This is a genomic window from Acetobacter vaccinii (genome assembly GCF_008365315.1).
Classification (GTDB): domain Bacteria; phylum Pseudomonadota; class Alphaproteobacteria; order Acetobacterales; family Acetobacteraceae; genus Acetobacter; species Acetobacter vaccinii.
In genome coordinates this window covers 2,578,246-2,595,092 of the sequence record NZ_CP043506.1, presented here as the reverse complement: position 1 = coordinate 2,595,092, position 16,847 = coordinate 2,578,246, and the positions used below count along the sequence as shown (strand labels likewise).

At 57.3% G+C, this 16,847-nt stretch carries 16 protein-coding genes; 4 read left to right on the top strand and 12 right to left on the bottom strand.

What is annotated here, in order from left to right; genetic code table 11:
- Positions 1-29 precede the first annotated feature (29 nt).
- Positions 30-833, bottom strand: a complete 804-nt coding sequence (locus FLP30_RS11610) for an SDR family NAD(P)-dependent oxidoreductase (protein ID WP_246856523.1) — start codon at positions 831-833, stop codon at positions 30-32.
- A gap of 74 nt (positions 834-907) precedes the next feature.
- On the opposite strand from FLP30_RS11610, the gene FLP30_RS11605 reads away from it, so the two are divergent.
- Positions 908-2,053: a hypothetical protein gene (locus FLP30_RS11605; protein WP_149279938.1), complete on the top strand. Its 1,146-nt coding sequence runs from the start codon at positions 908-910 to the stop codon at positions 2,051-2,053.
- Between the two features lie 9 nt (positions 2,054-2,062).
- Here the strand turns inward: FLP30_RS11605 and thiL are convergent, their stop codons facing one another.
- From thiL to nrdR, 3 genes are all read right to left on the bottom strand, one after another.
- Positions 2,063-3,055: a thiamine-phosphate kinase gene (gene thiL, locus FLP30_RS11600; protein ID WP_149279937.1), complete on the bottom strand. Its 993-nt coding sequence runs from the start codon at positions 3,053-3,055 to the stop codon at positions 2,063-2,065.
- A complete protein-coding gene (gene nusB, locus FLP30_RS11595; protein ID WP_149279936.1) occupies positions 3,021-3,548 on the bottom strand; it encodes a transcription antitermination factor NusB in 528 nt (175 codons plus the stop codon). Before nusB ends, thiL begins: the two co-directional genes overlap by 35 nt.
- Before the next feature lie 68 nt (positions 3,549-3,616).
- Positions 3,617-4,087, bottom strand: a complete 471-nt coding sequence (gene nrdR / locus FLP30_RS11590) for a transcriptional regulator NrdR (RefSeq protein WP_149279935.1) — start codon at positions 4,085-4,087, stop codon at positions 3,617-3,619.
- 135 nt (positions 4,088-4,222) lie between these two features.
- Between nrdR and FLP30_RS11585 the strand changes: the two genes are divergently transcribed.
- Positions 4,223-4,726 carry a copper chaperone PCu(A)C gene (locus FLP30_RS11585; protein WP_168200102.1) on the top strand — a complete coding sequence of 168 codons (504 nt, stop codon included), beginning with the start codon at positions 4,223-4,225 and terminating at the stop codon, positions 4,724-4,726.
- A gap of 80 nt (positions 4,727-4,806) precedes the next feature.
- On the opposite strand, the gene recQ is transcribed toward FLP30_RS11585, so the two are convergent.
- From recQ to FLP30_RS11545, 8 genes are all read right to left on the bottom strand, one after another.
- Positions 4,807-6,654, bottom strand: coding sequence for a DNA helicase RecQ (gene recQ / locus FLP30_RS11580; protein ID WP_168200128.1), 1,848 nt, complete (start codon positions 6,652-6,654; stop codon positions 4,807-4,809).
- Positions 6,655-6,708: 54 nt separating this feature from the next.
- The gene (locus FLP30_RS11575) at positions 6,709-7,113 is read right to left on the bottom strand and encodes an OmpA family protein (protein WP_149279932.1); all 405 of its coding nucleotides are present in this window, start codon (positions 7,111-7,113) and stop codon (positions 6,709-6,711) included.
- Between the two features lie 67 nt (positions 7,114-7,180).
- Positions 7,181-8,899, bottom strand: coding sequence for a thiol reductant ABC exporter subunit CydC (gene cydC / locus FLP30_RS11570; protein WP_149279931.1), 1,719 nt, complete (start codon positions 8,897-8,899; stop codon positions 7,181-7,183).
- 2 nt (positions 8,900-8,901) lie between these two features.
- Positions 8,902-10,617 (bottom strand): thiol reductant ABC exporter subunit CydD, encoded by a 1,716-nt coding sequence (gene cydD, locus FLP30_RS11565; protein ID WP_149279930.1) that lies wholly within the window; start codon positions 10,615-10,617, stop codon positions 8,902-8,904.
- A gap of 81 nt (positions 10,618-10,698) precedes the next feature.
- Positions 10,699-12,387 carry a sensor histidine kinase gene (locus FLP30_RS11560; protein WP_149280373.1) on the bottom strand — a complete coding sequence of 563 codons (1,689 nt, stop codon included), beginning with the start codon at positions 12,385-12,387 and terminating at the stop codon, positions 10,699-10,701.
- A 102-nt stretch (positions 12,388-12,489) separates the two neighbouring features.
- Positions 12,490-12,771, bottom strand: coding sequence for a NepR family anti-sigma factor (locus tag FLP30_RS11555; protein WP_210419284.1), 282 nt, complete (start codon positions 12,769-12,771; stop codon positions 12,490-12,492).
- 5 nt (positions 12,772-12,776) lie between these two features.
- On the bottom strand, positions 12,777-13,373 hold the full coding sequence (locus FLP30_RS11550; protein WP_149280371.1) for a sigma-70 family RNA polymerase sigma factor: 597 nt from the start codon (positions 13,371-13,373) through the stop codon (positions 12,777-12,779).
- Between the two features lie 88 nt (positions 13,374-13,461).
- Entirely contained in the window at positions 13,462-14,025 is a 564-nt protein-coding gene (locus tag FLP30_RS11545; protein ID WP_149279929.1) for a sigma-70 family RNA polymerase sigma factor, read from the bottom strand.
- A 57-nt stretch (positions 14,026-14,082) separates the two neighbouring features.
- Here FLP30_RS11545 and FLP30_RS11540 point away from each other — a divergent pair, with 57 nt between their 5' ends.
- Both FLP30_RS11540 and FLP30_RS11535 read left to right on the top strand, forming a co-directional pair.
- A complete protein-coding gene (locus FLP30_RS11540) occupies positions 14,083-14,832 on the top strand; it encodes a response regulator (RefSeq protein ID WP_149279928.1) in 750 nt (249 codons plus the stop codon).
- Between the two features lie 63 nt (positions 14,833-14,895).
- Positions 14,896-16,701 carry an ABC-F family ATP-binding cassette domain-containing protein gene (locus FLP30_RS11535; protein WP_149279927.1) on the top strand — a complete coding sequence of 602 codons (1,806 nt, stop codon included), beginning with the start codon at positions 14,896-14,898 and terminating at the stop codon, positions 16,699-16,701.
- Positions 16,702-16,847: the final 146 nt, after the last annotated feature.

Below are 16,847 nucleotides of genomic sequence, written 5' to 3'. Positions count from 1 at the left end.
AACAGAAAGATAAAATACTAGGTGCGCTGTTAGCGTTTACTCTCCTTCTGGCCAACGGCAAGACGTAGGAGAATACGTTCCCGCAGGCTTTGTGGCACCAGGCGCACGAGTACGTTCAGCACCCTGAATGGCCATGGGAAGATATACTCAGCCTGCTGACGGGCAACGGCGCGGGCAATAACACGGGCCGCATGCCGGGGGGACACCAGGAAAGGCCGTGGGCCTTCAAGCCTCTGGCTCATGGCTGTGTTGACAAAACCGGGGGCGATGAGCGTCAGGGATACCCCATGCTGCCGCCAGGCCAGTCGAGCGGCCTTGGCAAAAAAAGCCAGACCAGCCTTGGAGCTGCTGTAGGAGGCTGCGAAGGGGAGTTCGTACATCCCGGCTACGGAGCCGATCAGGGCAATACGCCCACCTTTGCGGGCCATCATGGCGCGTGCTGCGGCCGTGGCCAGGCTGACTGGTGTGGCATAGTTGACCAACGCGAGCTGGAGCACTTTTTCAGGCTCTTCCGTCTTGCTGTCCATGCTCTGAATATCAGACAGACCTGCCCCCAGGATAACAAGGTCTAACTCGTGTGTGGCATCGTCCTGTGCGAAGGCCGTCAAGGCTGCATTGCCATCCTGTAGATCAACCTGCCGGGTAAAAACGCGTGCGCCATTGGCGCAGCAACGCGTTGCAATTTCGGCCAGGCGCTCGGCATTTCTGCCCCATAAAACCAGCGTGCGGCCTGGGGCTGCGTAATGGCGCGCCAACTCCATGCCAATGCCGCCACTGGCCCCTGTTATAAGGATGGAGCGTGAAACTCCTGGTGCGACTGTAACGGAGGTCACATTTTTTCCTTTCCCATTCAAGCGGAATGAGGCATCACCCCTGATGTTTTTCAGGTCCAGAGGATGAAGCGGCAATGCCTTCCCCGAATCAGATTATCGTCTCTCCTGTTTCGGGCTTCCGCCAGCAATCCCTCTTTATAAAGCTTCCACGCCTTCTTTACGATGGCCTGTCCGGTTATGTTCCACCTTTGGATATGGAATCCCGCGGGCTGCTTTCACCCAGCAAGGCACCTTTTTTTGAACATGGCTTTGCCTGCTACTTTCTGGCCTGGCGTGATGGCAAGCCTGTTGGCCGGATTTCGGCGCATATTGATGCGTTTGCCCTTAAGCAGGAAGGTCCCCGCACAGGCTTTTTTGGTGCTCTGGATACGGCCGAGCCGGAGTGTGTCGGTCCCCTGATTGAAGCCGCCGAACACTGGCTGAAGCTGCGCGGTATAGAGCGTGTGCGTGGTCCATGGACGTTGAACAGTAATGGCCAGTCCGGGGTCATGATCGAGGGGCAGAATGAAATCCCCATGATCGGAACGCCGTGGCACCCGGTCTCCCTCGGGCATGCTGTGGAGCAGGCAGGTTACACAAAGGCCATGGACCTGCTGTCCTACCGTATGGAAACAGGATCAGCAGCCGAACGCGCCAATATCCTGCCTTTCAACGTGCGTGAGCGCATGGGCAATATTACCATGCGTGGGTTACGTATGGATCATGTTGCGGAAGACGCGGAAATCCTGCGTGAAATTTATAACGACGCATGGGACGGGACATGGGGCAATATCCCTCTGACCGCAAAAGAAGTGCAGAGCCTGCTCAAGGAACTGAAGCCCGTCCTGCGGCCGGAACAATATGTACTGGCGGAAGTGGATGGTGAGCCCGCGGCCATTGCCCTCGTGGTGCCTAACATGTTTGACGTCTGTGGTGATCTGGGTGGTGGCCCGTCACCGCTTGGGTGGTTGAAGCTTGGCAGCCGTGTTCTCAATCATGAGTTTCATTCTGCCAGGGTGGTCTTGCTCGGGGTTCGTAAAAAATATCTCGCGACAGCCCTGCGGGCCATGCTGCCAGCGCTGATTATTGATGAACTGATGCGCCGAGGGCATGTTCTGCCCTATCGCACGATTGAACTGGGTTGGGTGTTGGAAGTCCATGAAGGCCTTCGGAACCTGATCGAGCGGATTGTCCCCGAGCCATACAAGCGCCACCGGATGTACGAAAAAACTCTGCCCTGAATGGTACCCCTACAGGTGGCTCCAGCCGCCTGTAGGAAAAGTCAGGGGGATTCCATCGTCATCAAGCACAGTGACGGTGTGGGGGCCATTGGTGAAAGTGCCAATGCGGGTAACCGGTACGGCCCCATGCGGCGTGTCGAGCATAGCTGATGCAGCGAGTTTGGCCTCATGCTCAGGCGGGACTGCCATCAGTATCTCGTAATCATCCCCGCCTGTCAGGCAGGTAGGGAGCCACTGACTGCCCGCCGTCTGTACCGCGGGTGAAAGTGGGACCGTACTGGCATACAGCACGGCATGCAGCCCATTTTCCCGTGCCAGGTGCCCGCAATCCTGCACAAGCCCGTCAGACACATCCATGGCGGCAGAGGCTAATCCAAACAGAGGCAGGCCAACCCGAGGGCGTGGCAGGCGATACTGCTCAGCCAGCCACCCTGTTGGGTCTTCCAGCGTGCCTTGCAAGGCTTGTAGGCCCAGTGCGCCATCTCCAATTGTGCCTGTGACCCATATTCCATCCCCAGCCTTGGCGCCTTGGCGTCGGATGGCTTGCCCGTGCGCAACGGAACCCAGAATAGTCAGGGACAGTACCAGTGGGCCAGAGGTGGAGGTTGTATCCCCCCCCATCAGGCTCAGGCCAAATGTTTCCTGATCTTTGTGGAGCCCTTCAGAGAAGCGTTTGGTCCAGTCGTTTGTAATGTGTGCAGGGCGGGAAAAAGCCAGTAACCAGCCTTCAGGCTTGCTGCCCATGGCTGCAAGATCCGACAGGTTGCACCTTAGTAACTTGCGGCCAATAGTCTCTGGCGGGTCGTCTGGCAGAAAATGAACATTTTCCACCAAGGTATCGACTGCGACAACAAGGTCGCGCCCCTCTGCGGGGGTAAAGACGGCAGCATCATCACGCAACCCAAGGGCAGCGGGCCCGCCGAGGGGCCCGAAGTGGTCGCGGATGAAGGAAAACTCCCTTGGGAGGTTAGTCGATTGGCTGGTCGGAGGGGAGTTCACCATCGTTATCTGCCGATTTCATTTTCCGGAACAGCGCATCCAGCACACCATTAACCAGGCGGGGTTCATCGCCTGAGAAAAAGCTGTGTGCCACATCCATATATTCATTGATCAGGATGGGGGTGGGGATAGAATCATCCTTGCCCTCTCCTCCAGCTGCGAGAAAAAGCGCACGCAGGACTGGGTCCAGACGCTCAAGCGGCCAAGTGGCGGGCAAGACTTGCCGTATGCTGTCGGTCAGAACTGTTTTGGAGGCGATGGCATCGCGGACAATGCTCCGGAACAGAACGGTGTCGGCCTCGGGGATGCAGCCATCTTCGTAAGACGCACCATCCAGCGTGGTGCCAAAACGGTGGACGAGAAACTGCTCAATGACGGTGTCTGTCTGGTCCCCATTCTGCTCGATCTGAAACAGTGCCTGGACAGCCGCTACGCGCGCAGCCGTGCGCGGGCGCTGTGCACCATTCAGTTTTGTGGGGTCCTGTAATTCCGGCATCCGTCTCTCCTGCCCGCATAAATACGCAGCCGCGTTTCATGACGGTTTTATGGCTCTAGGTCTAGTGTTTATTCTGTCGGGTGGGCTGCGCTGTTTTCCATCAGGGTCAGGATTTCAGAAAAATCTCTGGCTTCCCTGAAGTCACGGTACACGCTGGCAAAGCGGACATAACCGACGCTATCAACTTCCTTCAGCGCATCCATGGTCAGTTCACCAATGCGGGTGGTTGCCACTTCCGTTTCACCGGATGCTTCAAGCTGGCGTACAATGCCCGTTACAATCTGTTCAATCCGCTCTTCCGAAACGGGGCGCTTGCGCAGGGCGATACGGATGGAGCGGGTTATTTTTTCACGCTCAAAAACAGCGCGGCGACCATCCTGCTTGACAACAACCAGTTCGCGCAGTTGCACTCTTTCCACGGTTGTAAAGCGCTGCCCACAGGACAGGCATGCCCGCCGCCGCCGGATGGCGGAGCCTTCTTCATTCGGGCGGCTGTCCTTGACCTGGCTGTCCGGGTTACCGCAAAAAGGGCAACGCATGGTGCACTCTGTTCCTTTTATCAGCGCGGGTGTGGAGGCGTTGGGGGCGCCAGCAACATTCTACCTCGATCAGATATGTCTTTTACGACGGTTCGTCCATACCACAGTCTGCCTTCTGTTTTTAAGGAATTACGCATGAAACGCTGCCGTCTGACTGTCGCGCTCCTCTCGGGCCTGTTTGTCACTCATGTCTCAACCAGTATTGTGCAGGCAGCCGCCAGTCCTCCCGTTGCTGTATCTCAGGGGAAGGATGACGAGCAGAAGGATATTACCGTAGAGGCTGTGCAACTGGTGCTTGACCCAGACAAAGGCCCCCCTGCCTTGTATTTTACCATTCGCAACCACGGTAGTGCGGTCCACTTGCTCTCAGACGTTTCTACGCCCGGTTGTGCAAGCCTTGTTGGGCAGCATGTTGATCAGGAAAATACACCCGAGACGCGGGACCTGTTCAAACATCTGGCCTTACCTGCCGCGACAACACTGGTTTTTGCTCCCGGTGGCTACAGCCTTGCGTGCTTTGGGCAGAGCCCAGATATTCAGGTGGGCCGTAGTATCCCAGTAACATTCCGGTTTTATGGGGGGGCGACTAAAGTCGTGCAGGCAGACGTGATTACTGCACAGGATAACAAGGCTCATTAGGGTATTTTCAAACACAGTTACAGTGCCAGCCTGTAGCTGTGTCTGATTTTTAGCGGGGGGATGAGAGCGGCCTGGAGCAGTCAGGCGATAATCCCTGTTGTGCTGTTTTCTTCAATGACGGCCAAAACAGCATCCCCGTATCGTTCAAGTTTGGAGCGGCCAACCCCACGGATGTCCCCCAATTTGTCTATGGTGTCGGGCTGTTCCTCGGCAATGTCTTTGAGGACTGCGTCGTGAAAAATCAGGTATGGGGGAATTTCCTGCTCCCTTGCCTCGTCCCGCCGCCATTGTCTCAGGGCTTCAAACAACAGAAGTGCATCACCAGAGAGGTCATCCATTGCTCTTGGTGCGCTGCTGCGTGGGGTGCTGTCGCTATTGGAATGGGTCACAGGGTCAGCCCGAAGGTGCACCTCCATGTCGCCACGTAAAATGGGTCTGGCAATATCGTGGTTCAGTAGCAGGCCGCCATACTGCCCTTCTGTCTTGAGGGCACCGCGAGCGATAAGTTGACGGGTCACCCCGCGCCAGAAGGTTTCGCTCCGCTCCTTACCGATACCCCAGACAGAGAGCTTGTCGTGCCCGTTGCGTTCCACAACGGGGGTCATCTTACCGCGTAATACAGCGATGACATGCAGGGCGCCGAAACATTCGCCTGTGCGGTAGATGGCTGAGAGCAGCTTGCGGGCTGCTTGTGTGCCATCAAACGTCAGAGCCGGGGTTCGGCAGTTGTCACAGTGGCCACAGGGTTCTTCCAGCACCTCGCCAAAGCATTGCAACAGAGCCTGTGTGCGGCAGCCAGTCGTTTCTGTCAGGGCAATCATGGCTTCCAGGCGGTTACGCATGACCCGCTTTTCCTGCTCTGGTGCCGCAGACTGGTCCAGCCAGTATCGGGCGCGGGCCATATCCTCGCCGCCGTACAGCATGACCGTTTCCGAAGGTAGGCCATCACGCCCTGCGCGCCCGATCTGCTGGTAATAGGCCTCAGGGGAAGCAGGCATATCCAGATGCACGACAGAGCGTACGTCAGGCCGATCTATACCCATGCCAAAAGCAATGGTGGCGACGATAATAAGCGGCTCACCAGAACGAAAGCGGAGCAAGGCCGCTTTTTTTTCCTGAGGCGAAAGACCTGCATGATAAGGCAGGGCAGGAAGGCCCCTGCTCTTCAGGGACTCAGCAATGCGTTCGGTTCGTGCACGGCTACCGCAGTAGACAATGCAGGCGGCATCCTTGTGCTGCTGGGTGACGGCCAGAAGCTGTTTGATTTCCGAGCCTTTGGCCTGCACCGTAATATTCAGGTTGGGCCTGTGGAAGCTGGATACAAGGATATCGGCATGCGGCATATCCAACGCCCGCAGAATATCCTCCCGCGTGCGTTCATCCGCAGTGGCAGTTAGGGCAATGCGCGGCACACCGGGGAAATGCCTGGGCAGTGCGGTCAGAGCCCGGTATTCGGGCCTGAACTCATGGCCCCAGGCCGAGATGCAGTGTGCCTCGTCAATAGCGATAACGGATAGCGGGATGCGCACCAGCCGATCGAGCGTGCCCGAAGACAGTAGCCGTTCAGGGGAAATATAGAGAAGGTCCACCCGCCCACCAGCCAGGTCTGATCGGATTTTGGCTGACTCTTCCTCATCCAGTTCGGAGTGCAGAGCCGCGGCATTAATGCCGAGCTGGCGCAGGCCCGCAACCTGATCATCCATCAAGGCAATCAGGGGGGAGATAACCAGACCCATCCCCGGTCTGCAAAGGGCGGGCACCTGATAACAGACGCTTTTCCCCCCGCCTGTTGGCATAAGGACAAGCGTATCCTGCCCATCCATGACATTGCCTACCGCTTTGGCTTGCAGGCTGCGAAAGCCATGAAAGCCAAAGACGGTCTGCAGAACATCTTCAGGGGTGCGGCCTACAAACCTGTCGCGACGTATGCCGGGAGAAGAAGCGGTTGAAGGACTATCGTTGTCAGAAATTTCCACGTGACGTCAGGGGCTGACCAATTCGATTTCAACACGCCTGGAGCCGACCGCCATCCCTTCCAGAGTGCTGGGTGCACGAGGTGTCTGGACGATATGGTCTGCCGGGACCCCATCAGCTTGCAGTTTTTCAGTCACGACTTTGGCGCGCTGTATGGCCAGCAGGGCATCCGCCGACAGATCACCCCCGGCGGCGGCGTACCCCTCAACCTGCACAATGCGGGAGGGATGGTGGGCAGCTTTTTCCGCGACCTGAGCGACGACGGTGCTTGCGGCCTCATCAAGCTCGGCCGATCGGTTGGAGAAAAACACCACATACTTACGCGGTGCCTGATCGGCGCAGGCGCTCAGGAGCAAAATCCCAGCAAGCGGGGCCAGGGCTCGGGTGATGATCTTGGCAGAATTTCGCACCATAAAACGGCCTCGCTCTTGGATGGTCGTGGAAGACATCCTGACTGTCAGGGGTATTGATACTTTGCAATCATGCCACGGCAGCTTTGGCGACACCACCAGAAAGCCGCCAGATACGATCGAGTTTTTCCACACCCGTCAGGCGGTGTGCGATCAGGATGACAGTGCGGCCAGTGCTGACGGTGTTCAGGGTTTTCAGAAACTCCTGCTCTGTCTGGGCATCCAATCCGGTTGCAGGCTCATCCAGAATCAGGATTGGGGCCTGCGTCAACAGGGTCCGGGCCAGTGCTATACGCCTGCCCTGCCCGCCAGAAAGCCGCACACCGCCTTCTCCCAGCCATGTATCCAGCCCATCCGGCAAGGTGCGTACAACATCGGAGACTGCGGCATCATCCAGGGCCTGCCACAGGTCAGCCTCAGTCGCATCCGGGCGACCAAGCAGCAGGTTTGCGCGGATAGTGTCATCAAACAGATGCGTAGCTTGGGACAGCCAGGCAATCTGCCGTCGCAGTACATCTGGAGCAACGCAGCTAATATCGACCTGGCCCATGCAGATCTGCCCTTCCTGAGGGGCGGCAGCCCGGAGCAGCATGGCGGCAAGGCTTGATTTGCCGGTGCCTGACGGGCCGAGAATGGCAATACGGGCCCCCGCAGGGATATCCAGGGTAAGACCATCAAACACCCAGGGCCTACTGTCGGACCAGCGGAATTTGACATTCCGAATGTGAATATCGGTGCTGATGGGGGTTTGTGTTTGCGGATTGGCCGCGGTCACTGCGGAGGGGGCGGTTGCAATTTCCACTACGCGCACGGCCGCAGCCCCCATGGTGCCTGCCTGAAGCCCCGCACGTGTCAGGGCGGTCGCACTCTCAAAAGCGGCGACACAGAGGAACAGGAGCCCGATCCCTTGCAGGGCTGGCAGGTGTAAGCTCCCTGCCCCCACGAGCCCGATCAGCAGGGCAAAAATGGCGGCCTGCCCAGCCAGATACGCGCCGGCGCCAGCCAGTGCAGCCCGGCGTGAAAGCGCCATCTGGCTTTTCAGGAGTTTGGAGTCCGCCGCCTGCACATGGGCGAGCATCCGACCTTCTGCTCCAAAAGCACGGATTTCGCGGAGTCCTCCCACCAGATCGAGAATGGAAATACGTAAATGGGCCAGTTCCTGCGCCATCTGGCTGGCAGCCTGATTACCGGACCGGGCAATGCGCCACGGGATAACAAAGGCAGTGCATGCAAATAGTGCGCCGATGATCAGTCCGAGAAGCAGGTTTTGGCGAGCGATGAGAATGACGAGAGCGGGAAACGTGACAAGAGCACAGATCAGCGGGAGGATAATGCGCAGGTACAACCCGTCCAGAGCGCCAATGTCCGACACCAGTCGGGATAGCATGTCACCGGCATGGCGGAAGCCCAGCCCCGCAGCGCCGCCTCGTGCGAGGGAGCGGAAGAACCATACCCGCAGATCTGCCAGGGCGCGGAACATGGCATCATGGGCAAAAAGCCGCTCCGCATAGCGGAGGGCTATGCGGCTGCCGCCTATCCATTTCAGGGTCGCTGTAGCGATGATGACCTCGCCCATCACACACCCTGCCAGCCTGAGGCCAGAGGTTTGCATAAGAGCCAAAGAGCAAACAAGAGCACCCAAAGCCAGTATGATTCCACCAGCCAAACGCATGCCCTGCTTGCGCCAGAGGTGGAAAATAGTGCGGATGGCGTGCCATTCCCGGTTGGTTTTTGGGCCAAGGGGGGCGCTCTGGAGGCTGGCCGGGGCCGGGTTGCTCTTGCTCTGCATGATCACGCTGCTCCCTGCCGGCTCATGATACGTCCGTGCTGTAAGTCGATGCGCCGCCCTTTGAACATGTGCACCGCAGTAGAATGGGTTGCCAGAACAACAGTGCGCCCTACAGCCAAGCGTTGCAGGCTTTCAAACACGGCTTTTTCTGTCGCCGGGTCTAGGTGAGCGGTAGGTTCGTCCAGTAAAAGCACGGGGGCATTTTTCAGGTACGCACGGGCTATGGCGATACGCTGCGCCTGCCCACCGGAGAGACCAAAGCCACCTTCCCCAATCATGGTATCCAGGCCATCAGGCAGGTCGGGCAAAAACTGGTCTACGGCTGCGGCGCGTAAGGCTGCGGCCAACTCTTTTTCATCGGCATCGGGTTTTGCGAACAGAATATTATAGCGCAGGCTGCCCGCAAACAGGACAGGCTTTTGCCCGATCCAGGATACCATGCGTGACAGGGCATCGGGCACAATGCTCTCAACTGGGGCGCCATTAAACAGGACACGCCCGGTCTCGGGCTGAATGAAGCCGAGGAGCAGCTCCATAATGGTTGATTTGCCTGAGCCAGAAGCCCCGGCAAGGATCAAGGTTTCCCCGGCAGGCACTATAAAGCTGATGTCGTGCAAAACCGGCCCACGTGCTGGGTTCCATGTAAAGCTGACAGAATCGAACGACAGCATGACACCATTGGCGTTGACGGTACGGGCACCTTCGGGCGCAGTCAGGTCTGGTTTGTCGGGCAGTTCCAAAATCGCCGTTGCAGCCCCTTGGGCATGGGCCCGGTCTTGATAAGCCAGAGCCATGGACCGTAGGGGGGCAAAAAATTCAGGCACAACCAGCAGGGCAAACAGTCCATTTCTGATCGTGCTTTCCAGCAAGGGAGCGTTGCCTGACGCTTGCAGGCTTAGGGCCTGTCGGCCATCCAGAATGGCCAGCGTGATCAGAGCCACCACCATGGCGCAATCAATGGTGGCGGACGACAGGAAGGCAACCCGCAGGACTTTCATGGTGCGCTGGCGTAGTTCTTCCGCGGCCTCTCCCAGCTTGCGGGCTTCGTCGTCTGCGCGTCCTGCCAGTACAATCGTTGCAATGCCTTTGACCCGATCCAGAAAGCGGGCCTGAAGGCGTGTCATGGCCAGAAACTGATTGCGTGAGGCAACGGCGGCCCCAATTCCAAAAACGGCCTGTCCGACAGGCACACACAAACCGCATAAGCCGAGAATCAGGGCTGCGCGGGGTTGTACAATGCCAACTGGCACAAGGATGACCAGCGGGGCGGCAATCCAGAGGGTCGAGGCAGGAATCCATCGGCTGAAAAAACCATCCAGCGCTTCAACCCTGTCCACGGCAGTTGTTGCCAAGGCTCCGCTGTGCATCCGGCGGAGCAAGGCTGGGCCACCTGCCAAGATGGAGGACAGCACTTCCGCCCGTAAACGACGGCGGGCAGCAATGCCAGCTTTGGCTGCCGTAATGTCAGCACTGGCCATTATTATGGCGCGGAACGCAGCCAGAATGGCAAACAGGAGGAATGGCCATATGGTAGGGTGGCCATGCCCTGTCTGCCAGGCAAGCAAGGCTTGCCCCAGAATAACAGCGACACACCACGCCTGCCCAACACCGGCCAGGCTGGACAGCAGGCCGGTTGCTATTACTGATCGTGCGGCCTTACGCCCCAGACGAGACTGAGTTTGGGTCCAGCCGCGGATTGCTGCTTTGTCGTTGCTCATACACAGGCGTTTATACTGCTCTACGCATGACGCAAACAACTTAGACCGACATGAACCGCTGCATTGTTCGCATGGCATGCATTACAGGCTGTCGGTACTCGCCTCTTTCTCCTCTGGTAGACGCATACTGAGCGTAAATTTTACCCCAGCGTCGCTAGAGAATGTGACCGTAGCTTTAAGCTGACGGGCAAAGCCGTTGATAAGCTTCAGCCCGATCCCTTGAGCGGCGGTGCTGCTGTCAAACGCACAGCCAATGCCGTCATCACCAACCTGGAGGGTGACCTGCTGCTGAGTGCGCCGCAGATCAACAAGAATGACGCCACGCCGTTGGTCGGGGAAGGCATATTTGATTGAGTTTGTAATGAGTTCAGTGACGATCAGGGCCAGAGGCACGGCATGATCCGGGTCCATCCAGAAGCTGTCGGAATGGACGTTAATGCTAATACGGCCGCTTTCATGCTCACCGGATATCAGCAGGGTTTGTTCACACAGGTCTTTTAGAAAAACAGCCATGTTCAGACTGTTCAGACTATCCTCGGCATACAGTGTGCGGTGCAGAGTTGCCAGGGCGCGGATTCTATCTCGGGCAAGGGCAAACTCAGCTTTGACCTCAGGGTGAGTGATCTGGCTTGCCTGAAGATTGAGAAGAGACGCTACAATCTGTAAATTATTTTTTACGCGGTGGTGGATCTCCTTCATCAGCAGTCGCTGGTGGGCCATAGCTTTGTTCAGGCGCGCCTCGTGTCGGGCAAGACGGCGGGTGGCACGGGTGAATGCCTGCCCAAACTGTTGCAGCTCTCTGGGCATGGAGCGGGTGATCCGAGCATCAAAAATGCCTTCGAGCTGCCATTTCTGCACAGACAGAATCAGGCGTCGTAAAGGCCATACCAGCACGATATTGGATGCCAGTGTCATGGCCAGCAGACCTGCAACCAGCAGGAACAACAAGGCTGCAAGCTGGAAAATCATGTTCCGCAGTGCTTCGGCCTCAAGCTGTGTGCGCTGGGTCGAAACAAAAATGTCAGCCCCGCCGGCAATGGCACCCAAGGCATAACCACCATCGGATGACGGAAGGGACACAATGGATAAGGCGCTGTTTTCCAATTTGTCTTTGAGGGTTTTGACCAAAGCGGCGGGGGGTGGGTGCCAGCCGCAGTTGGTGCAGACGGGTAAAAGCTGGTCGTTATGCATAACCAGCCATGCTTGGACCGGGTTACTGTCGTCGGAAAATGCCTCCCAGCCAGACGCGCCACCAAGATAAAAATTGGTGCGGGAGATCTGGAGGATCCCCATCAGGTAACCATGTGTTTCCGGGAGGGATAAAAACGAGGCCGGGACGGTAATACGGAGAAAAGCACCGTTGTCTTCAGTACCGCCGCTTTGTTGCACGGCTTCCAGCAAAGTGTCCTTGATTGCGCCCGGCGGAGCCAGTCGCCCGACTTCCGCGCAGGAGCGTCCAGGTGGTGAGACTGATGCCACTGTATGTCCGGCATCATCCAGCACGGACATAAAGCAGTAGCGCTGGCCGCTGATGGTTTCAGCCAATGTCAGGGCATGCACGATCTGCCCTGGAGTCAGGTCCATGTTGCCAATAGTTTCGAGCGCGCTACGTAGCCTGTCTGTATCGTGGCGGAACTGCAGGTCCAGCCGCATGATGGCGGATGCAGCCCTTTGGGCGCTACCTGTCCTGACGTCCTGATAGTTGTTGAAGGCCAGGACCGAGCCAATGGCCATGACAGGAATAGCCGAAAGGCCAATAAGAACCCGCAGGCGGGCACTGGTGGTTGCAAACACCCGGCCCAGAATGGCAAGGAGCGCCAGAGCGATATGCCGGGTGCCTGCAAGCAGCCATAAGAGAAAGTTCAAACAGATTCAGCCCTGTTTTTCCCTGTCATCCTGAATGAGTTTAAGAAGCTCTTCGGGCACGGGTTCGTTGACGACATCATTAAACATCTGACGCAATCCTCGTTCCAGCCAGATATCAAAAGCCTGCCGCTGCTGTGGTTTTGTTGGCCTCTGGCGGGGAGATTCTTCCCTGCTTTTTCCCACCCTGCTCTCCGGTTCGTCTCCCTCGGCCCAAGGCAGGAGGGAGGACTTAATACTCGGCCGCTCGATCTGCGAAGGCGGCCACTCTTCTAAACTCGAACGTGCCACGGCGACTAACCAAGCAAAGGGCCAATGCCCGAAGGCGTCTTGCTCGTGCCGGAGGGGCGTCTGCCACTCCGCGACGGGGTCTTCTGGGATTTTTTGCCAGAACTCTCTCCGTCTTCCACGTAGTCCTCGCCTGTCAGCCAGAGGGCAAGCTGCCTCCGCGCGCGGAACACGCGGCTTTTGGCCGTACCAACGGCACAGCCAGAAATTTCCGCCAGTTCTTGATAGCTCATTCCTTCAAGAACGCCTAACAGCAGAGCTTCACGCTGGTCGGTTGGCAGGCATGCAAGGGCTGCATCCAGTTCCATCAGGGCAAGCCTGTCATCGTGGCGTGCGCCGACCGCCAGAAAGGACTGGGGAGTGTCGTCGATATTTGTGGTCTCACGTTTTTTGCGCAGGTCGGAGATAAACCGGTTTCGCAGTATGCGGTGCATCCAGGCACCAAAATTGGTGCCGGGCATGAAGCTGGTGCGGGCGGACAGGGCATTGCAGACGGCATCCTGCACCAAATCTTCCGCCATGGCCCGGTTACGGGTCAGCGCCATGGCCTGCACCCGTAGCTTGGGGAGAATGGCTATCAGCTGGTCGTGAAATGTGTCCACCATGTCCGAAATCTCCATAAATGATTCCTGTTTTGCGGTATCAATGGATGGGGCGTTTCAAAGGTTACATGGCGATAGAAAAAATGTTCGCTCAGGAAGCTGGGGCGTTCTGTTCATCCATGATCTTGCGGAGGGCTGAGCGGGCTCTGGAAACACGTACTTTCATGGTGCTGACCTCCACGCCGCAGATTTTCGAGGCTTCCGCATACGTCATTTCCTGTGCGCCGATGAGTACCAGGGCCTCTCGCAGGAGTGGAGAAAGACGCCACAGAAATTTCTCCAGATCGTGTGGATTATCTGTCACAGTCTCTGTCTGTTCTTGTCGGGGCTGCTGTTCGCTGTAGTGGTGCAACACTTCGCTTTCCCGTTTCTTTTTACGGGCTTGCTCCAGAAAAAAATTACGCAGGATTGTGAAGCACCAGGCCCGCATACTGCTGCCGGGCTGGAAACTGTCCGCCGCAGACAGTGCCCGCAGGACGGTCTCCTGCACCAGATCGTCGGCCAGAGCCCAGTCCCGTGTCCAGCAGCGGGCAAAGACCCGAAGCGATGGAACAACCGCCAGCAACTCCGCCCGAAAAGGCTTGTGTTGAGGCTGCAGTATGGCCTGTTTGGCAGAAGTCAGAGTGGATACCCCTTTCGGTCGGCGGCGTGCCATGCCATCATTGCGGCATCGTATGCTTTTATCATAGCCATTTCATGAAGGAGATTTGTCGTGTCAGAATCGCTGCGTGACGGTCTGATCAGGACTCTCCCTTATGCCAGACGTTATGCACGTGCGCTGACAGGTAGCCAGCCAGACGGGGACCTCCTTGTTGCGGAAGGGTTGCGTAATCTTTCCTCTCAAAGGTCGGAGGATGGTTTTACGCCCCTGCAACAGCTGTACAAGGTCATCTCCCGTTTGTATGTGCCTGCCGAGGGGCAAAACGCATCACCAGTCCGTGATGTAACAACCCGGCAGCGCCAGTTGCTGTTGCTGACGTCATTGGAAGATGTCGGACTGGAGACGGCAGGTCGGATTGTCGGCCTTTCTGAAAAACAGGCTCAGGCGGAACTGACGGCCGCTCAGGAACTGATACGTAAAGGTGTCCAGACTTCGGTTCTGATTATCGAAGATGAACCGATTATTGCCATGGATATTGAGCAGCTTGTCCTGCAATGCGGGCACAGCGTTGCGGGTGTTGCCCATACGCAGGAAGATGCCATCCAAATGGCGGTACAGACGCGGCCGGGCCTGGTTCTGGCTGACATCAACCTGGGGTATGGCGGGGACGGTATGGCGGCTGTTGCCGAAATTATCACGTCGTTCCATGTACCGGTTATTTACGTCACAGCCTATCCAGAGCGGCTTTTGACGGGGCAGACTTTGGAGCCAAGCTACGTTATTACGAAGCCGTTTGACCCCATGGCCCTTGCCGTGGCTACCTATCAGGCCGTAAGCAGCGCAGGCATGGCGCAGGTCTAACGGCAACAGGGCGTTGCCCAGCCTGTTCCCTTTGACCACTTGCGACGAACAGGCAGTATCTTCATGGCTCCCCCTCCCCTTCTGCATGTACAGGACATTTCTCTCACGCTGGGTGGCAAACCGTTGCTGGCCGGGGCAGATTTTGCTGTGGGAAAAGGAGAGCGCCTCTGTCTGGTCGGGCGCAATGGGTCTGGAAAATCTACGCTTCTGAAAATTGCTGCGGGGGTTATTCAGCCCGATTCAGGCCGCGTATTTCTTCAGCCTGGTGCGTCCTTATGCTACCTGCCGCAGGAACCTGATTTAAGCGCCTATGCCACAACGGCTGATTATGTTGCCGCACAGATTGCTGACCCTGCCATGGCATGGCGGGCCGCTGCCATGCTGGAAGCGTTGGGTTTGAAAGGGCACGAAAACACAAGCCATCTCTCCGGTGGTGAGGTACGCCGTTGTGCGATAGCCGGGGCTCTGGCTGCGGCACCTGATATTCTTCTGCTGGATGAGCCAACCAACCACCTCGATATGCCGACGATTGAGTGGTTGGAGCGTGAATTGCTGAGTCTGGGGACGGCTCTTGTCATTATCAGCCATGACCGGCGTTTGCTGTCCACATTGTCCCGGTCTGTTGTCTGGCTGGATCGGGGTGTAACCCGCCGACTGGATGAAGGCTTTGAGCGCTTTGAGGCCTGGCGGGAAGAGGTGCTGGAGCAGGAAGAGCGCGACGCCCACAAGCTGGACCGGCAGATCGCGCGTGAAGAAGACTGGATGCGTTATGGCGTGACCGCACGCCGTAAGCGTAATGTCAGGCGGGTAAGGGAACTGGCGGCCCTGCGCACAGCCCGCAAGGAAGCTGTGCGGGCTGTAGGCAGCGTGACCATGAATGCTCAGACGGCCAACACGTCCAGCCGTCTTGTTTCAGTGGCTGAGAATATCAGTAAGGCATGGGGTGAGCGCGTTATCGTCCATAACCTTGACCTGCGTTTGCTGCGAGGTGACAGGCTGGGGATTGTGGGTGCCAATGGTGCAGGCAAAACAACCTTGCTGCGCCTGCTGACAGGCCTGGACCAGCCAGATAGTGGCACGGTGACATTAGGGCCATCGTTGAGCATGGTCACACTTGACCAGCAACGCCGCGCTCTCGACCCGGAAAAAACTCTGGCTGACACTTTGACAGAAGGCGGTGACATGGTGCTGGTGGGCACCGAGAAGCGCCATGTCATTGGTTATATGAAAGACTTTCTGTTCCGGCCTGAGCAGGCTCGTACACCTGTAGGTGCTTTGTCCGGGGGGGAGCGTGGTCGGCTTATGCTTGCCTGTGCACTGGCTAAACCATCCAACCTGCTTGTGCTGGACGAACCGACGAACGATCTGGACTTGGAGACGCTGGATATCCTTCAGGACATGCTGTCCACCTATGAAGGCACAGTTCTGCTTGTCAGCCATGATCGTGATTTTCTGGACCGGGTTGCAACCTCAACACTTGCGACTGAGGCCGATGGGAACTGGGTCGAATATGCCGGTGGGTATTCCGACATGCTGGCCCAGCGCAATCAGGTGCCGTTGAACGAGGCACCTCTCGTTGTGGTCGCGGCAGGGAAAGGCAAGCAGGAGGCCACGTCTAAAGCCCCGGCCCGCAAGCTGAGTTACAAAGACCAGTACGCTCTGGACAAGTTGCCTACTGAAATGGCGAAAATTGAAGCAGATATAACGGTCCTGCGGGAAAAACTTCTGGATGCCGATTTATACGCTCGAAGCCCTGCTGAGTTTGAGCGACTGACTGCGACGCTGCAAAAAGCAGAGGAACAACTGGCTGAATGTGAAGAACGTTGGCTGGAGCTGGAAATGAAGCGTGAAGCTTTGCTGGCAGAGTAGCAGCCTTGCCTGCGCTGCTCCGTTATGATGATCCGTAGCGATGTGGAAAAACAGGGCGCAAGGTTCTCTTGTGCTCTGGTGCTTCTGTCGCGCGGTGGGATAGGTTGTTGCCTTACAGAGCGTTAAAGTTTCCGACGATATAAAAT

Bases quoted from the DNA above. Each gene is read 5' to 3' on its own strand.
- FLP30_RS11535 (WP_149279927.1), top strand. From the start codon at position 14,896: ATGGCTCCCCCTCCCCTTCTGCATGTACAGGACATTTCTCTCACGCTG.
- cydD (WP_149279930.1), bottom strand. From the start codon at position 10,617: ATGAGCAACGACAAAGCAGCAATCCGCGGCTGGACCCAAACTCAGTCT.
- nusB (WP_149279936.1), bottom strand. From the start codon at position 3,548: ATGCCGGAATTACAGGACCCCACAAAACTGAATGGTGCACAGCGCCCG.
- FLP30_RS11585 (WP_168200102.1), top strand. From the start codon at position 4,223: ATGAAACGCTGCCGTCTGACTGTCGCGCTCCTCTCGGGCCTGTTTGTC.
- FLP30_RS11605 (WP_149279938.1), top strand. From the start codon at position 908: ATGCCTTCCCCGAATCAGATTATCGTCTCTCCTGTTTCGGGCTTCCGC.
- cydC (WP_149279931.1), bottom strand. From the start codon at position 8,899: ATGCAGAGCAAGAGCAACCCGGCCCCGGCCAGCCTCCAGAGCGCCCCC.
- FLP30_RS11545 (WP_149279929.1), bottom strand. From the start codon at position 14,025: ATGGCACGCCGCCGACCGAAAGGGGTATCCACTCTGACTTCTGCCAAA.
- nrdR (WP_149279935.1), bottom strand. From the start codon at position 4,087: ATGCGTTGCCCTTTTTGCGGTAACCCGGACAGCCAGGTCAAGGACAGC.
- FLP30_RS11575 (WP_149279932.1), bottom strand. From the start codon at position 7,113: ATGGTGCGAAATTCTGCCAAGATCATCACCCGAGCCCTGGCCCCGCTT.
- thiL (WP_149279937.1), bottom strand. From the start codon at position 3,055: ATGGTGAACTCCCCTCCGACCAGCCAATCGACTAACCTCCCAAGGGAG.
- FLP30_RS11550 (WP_149280371.1), bottom strand. From the start codon at position 13,373: ATGGTGGACACATTTCACGACCAGCTGATAGCCATTCTCCCCAAGCTA.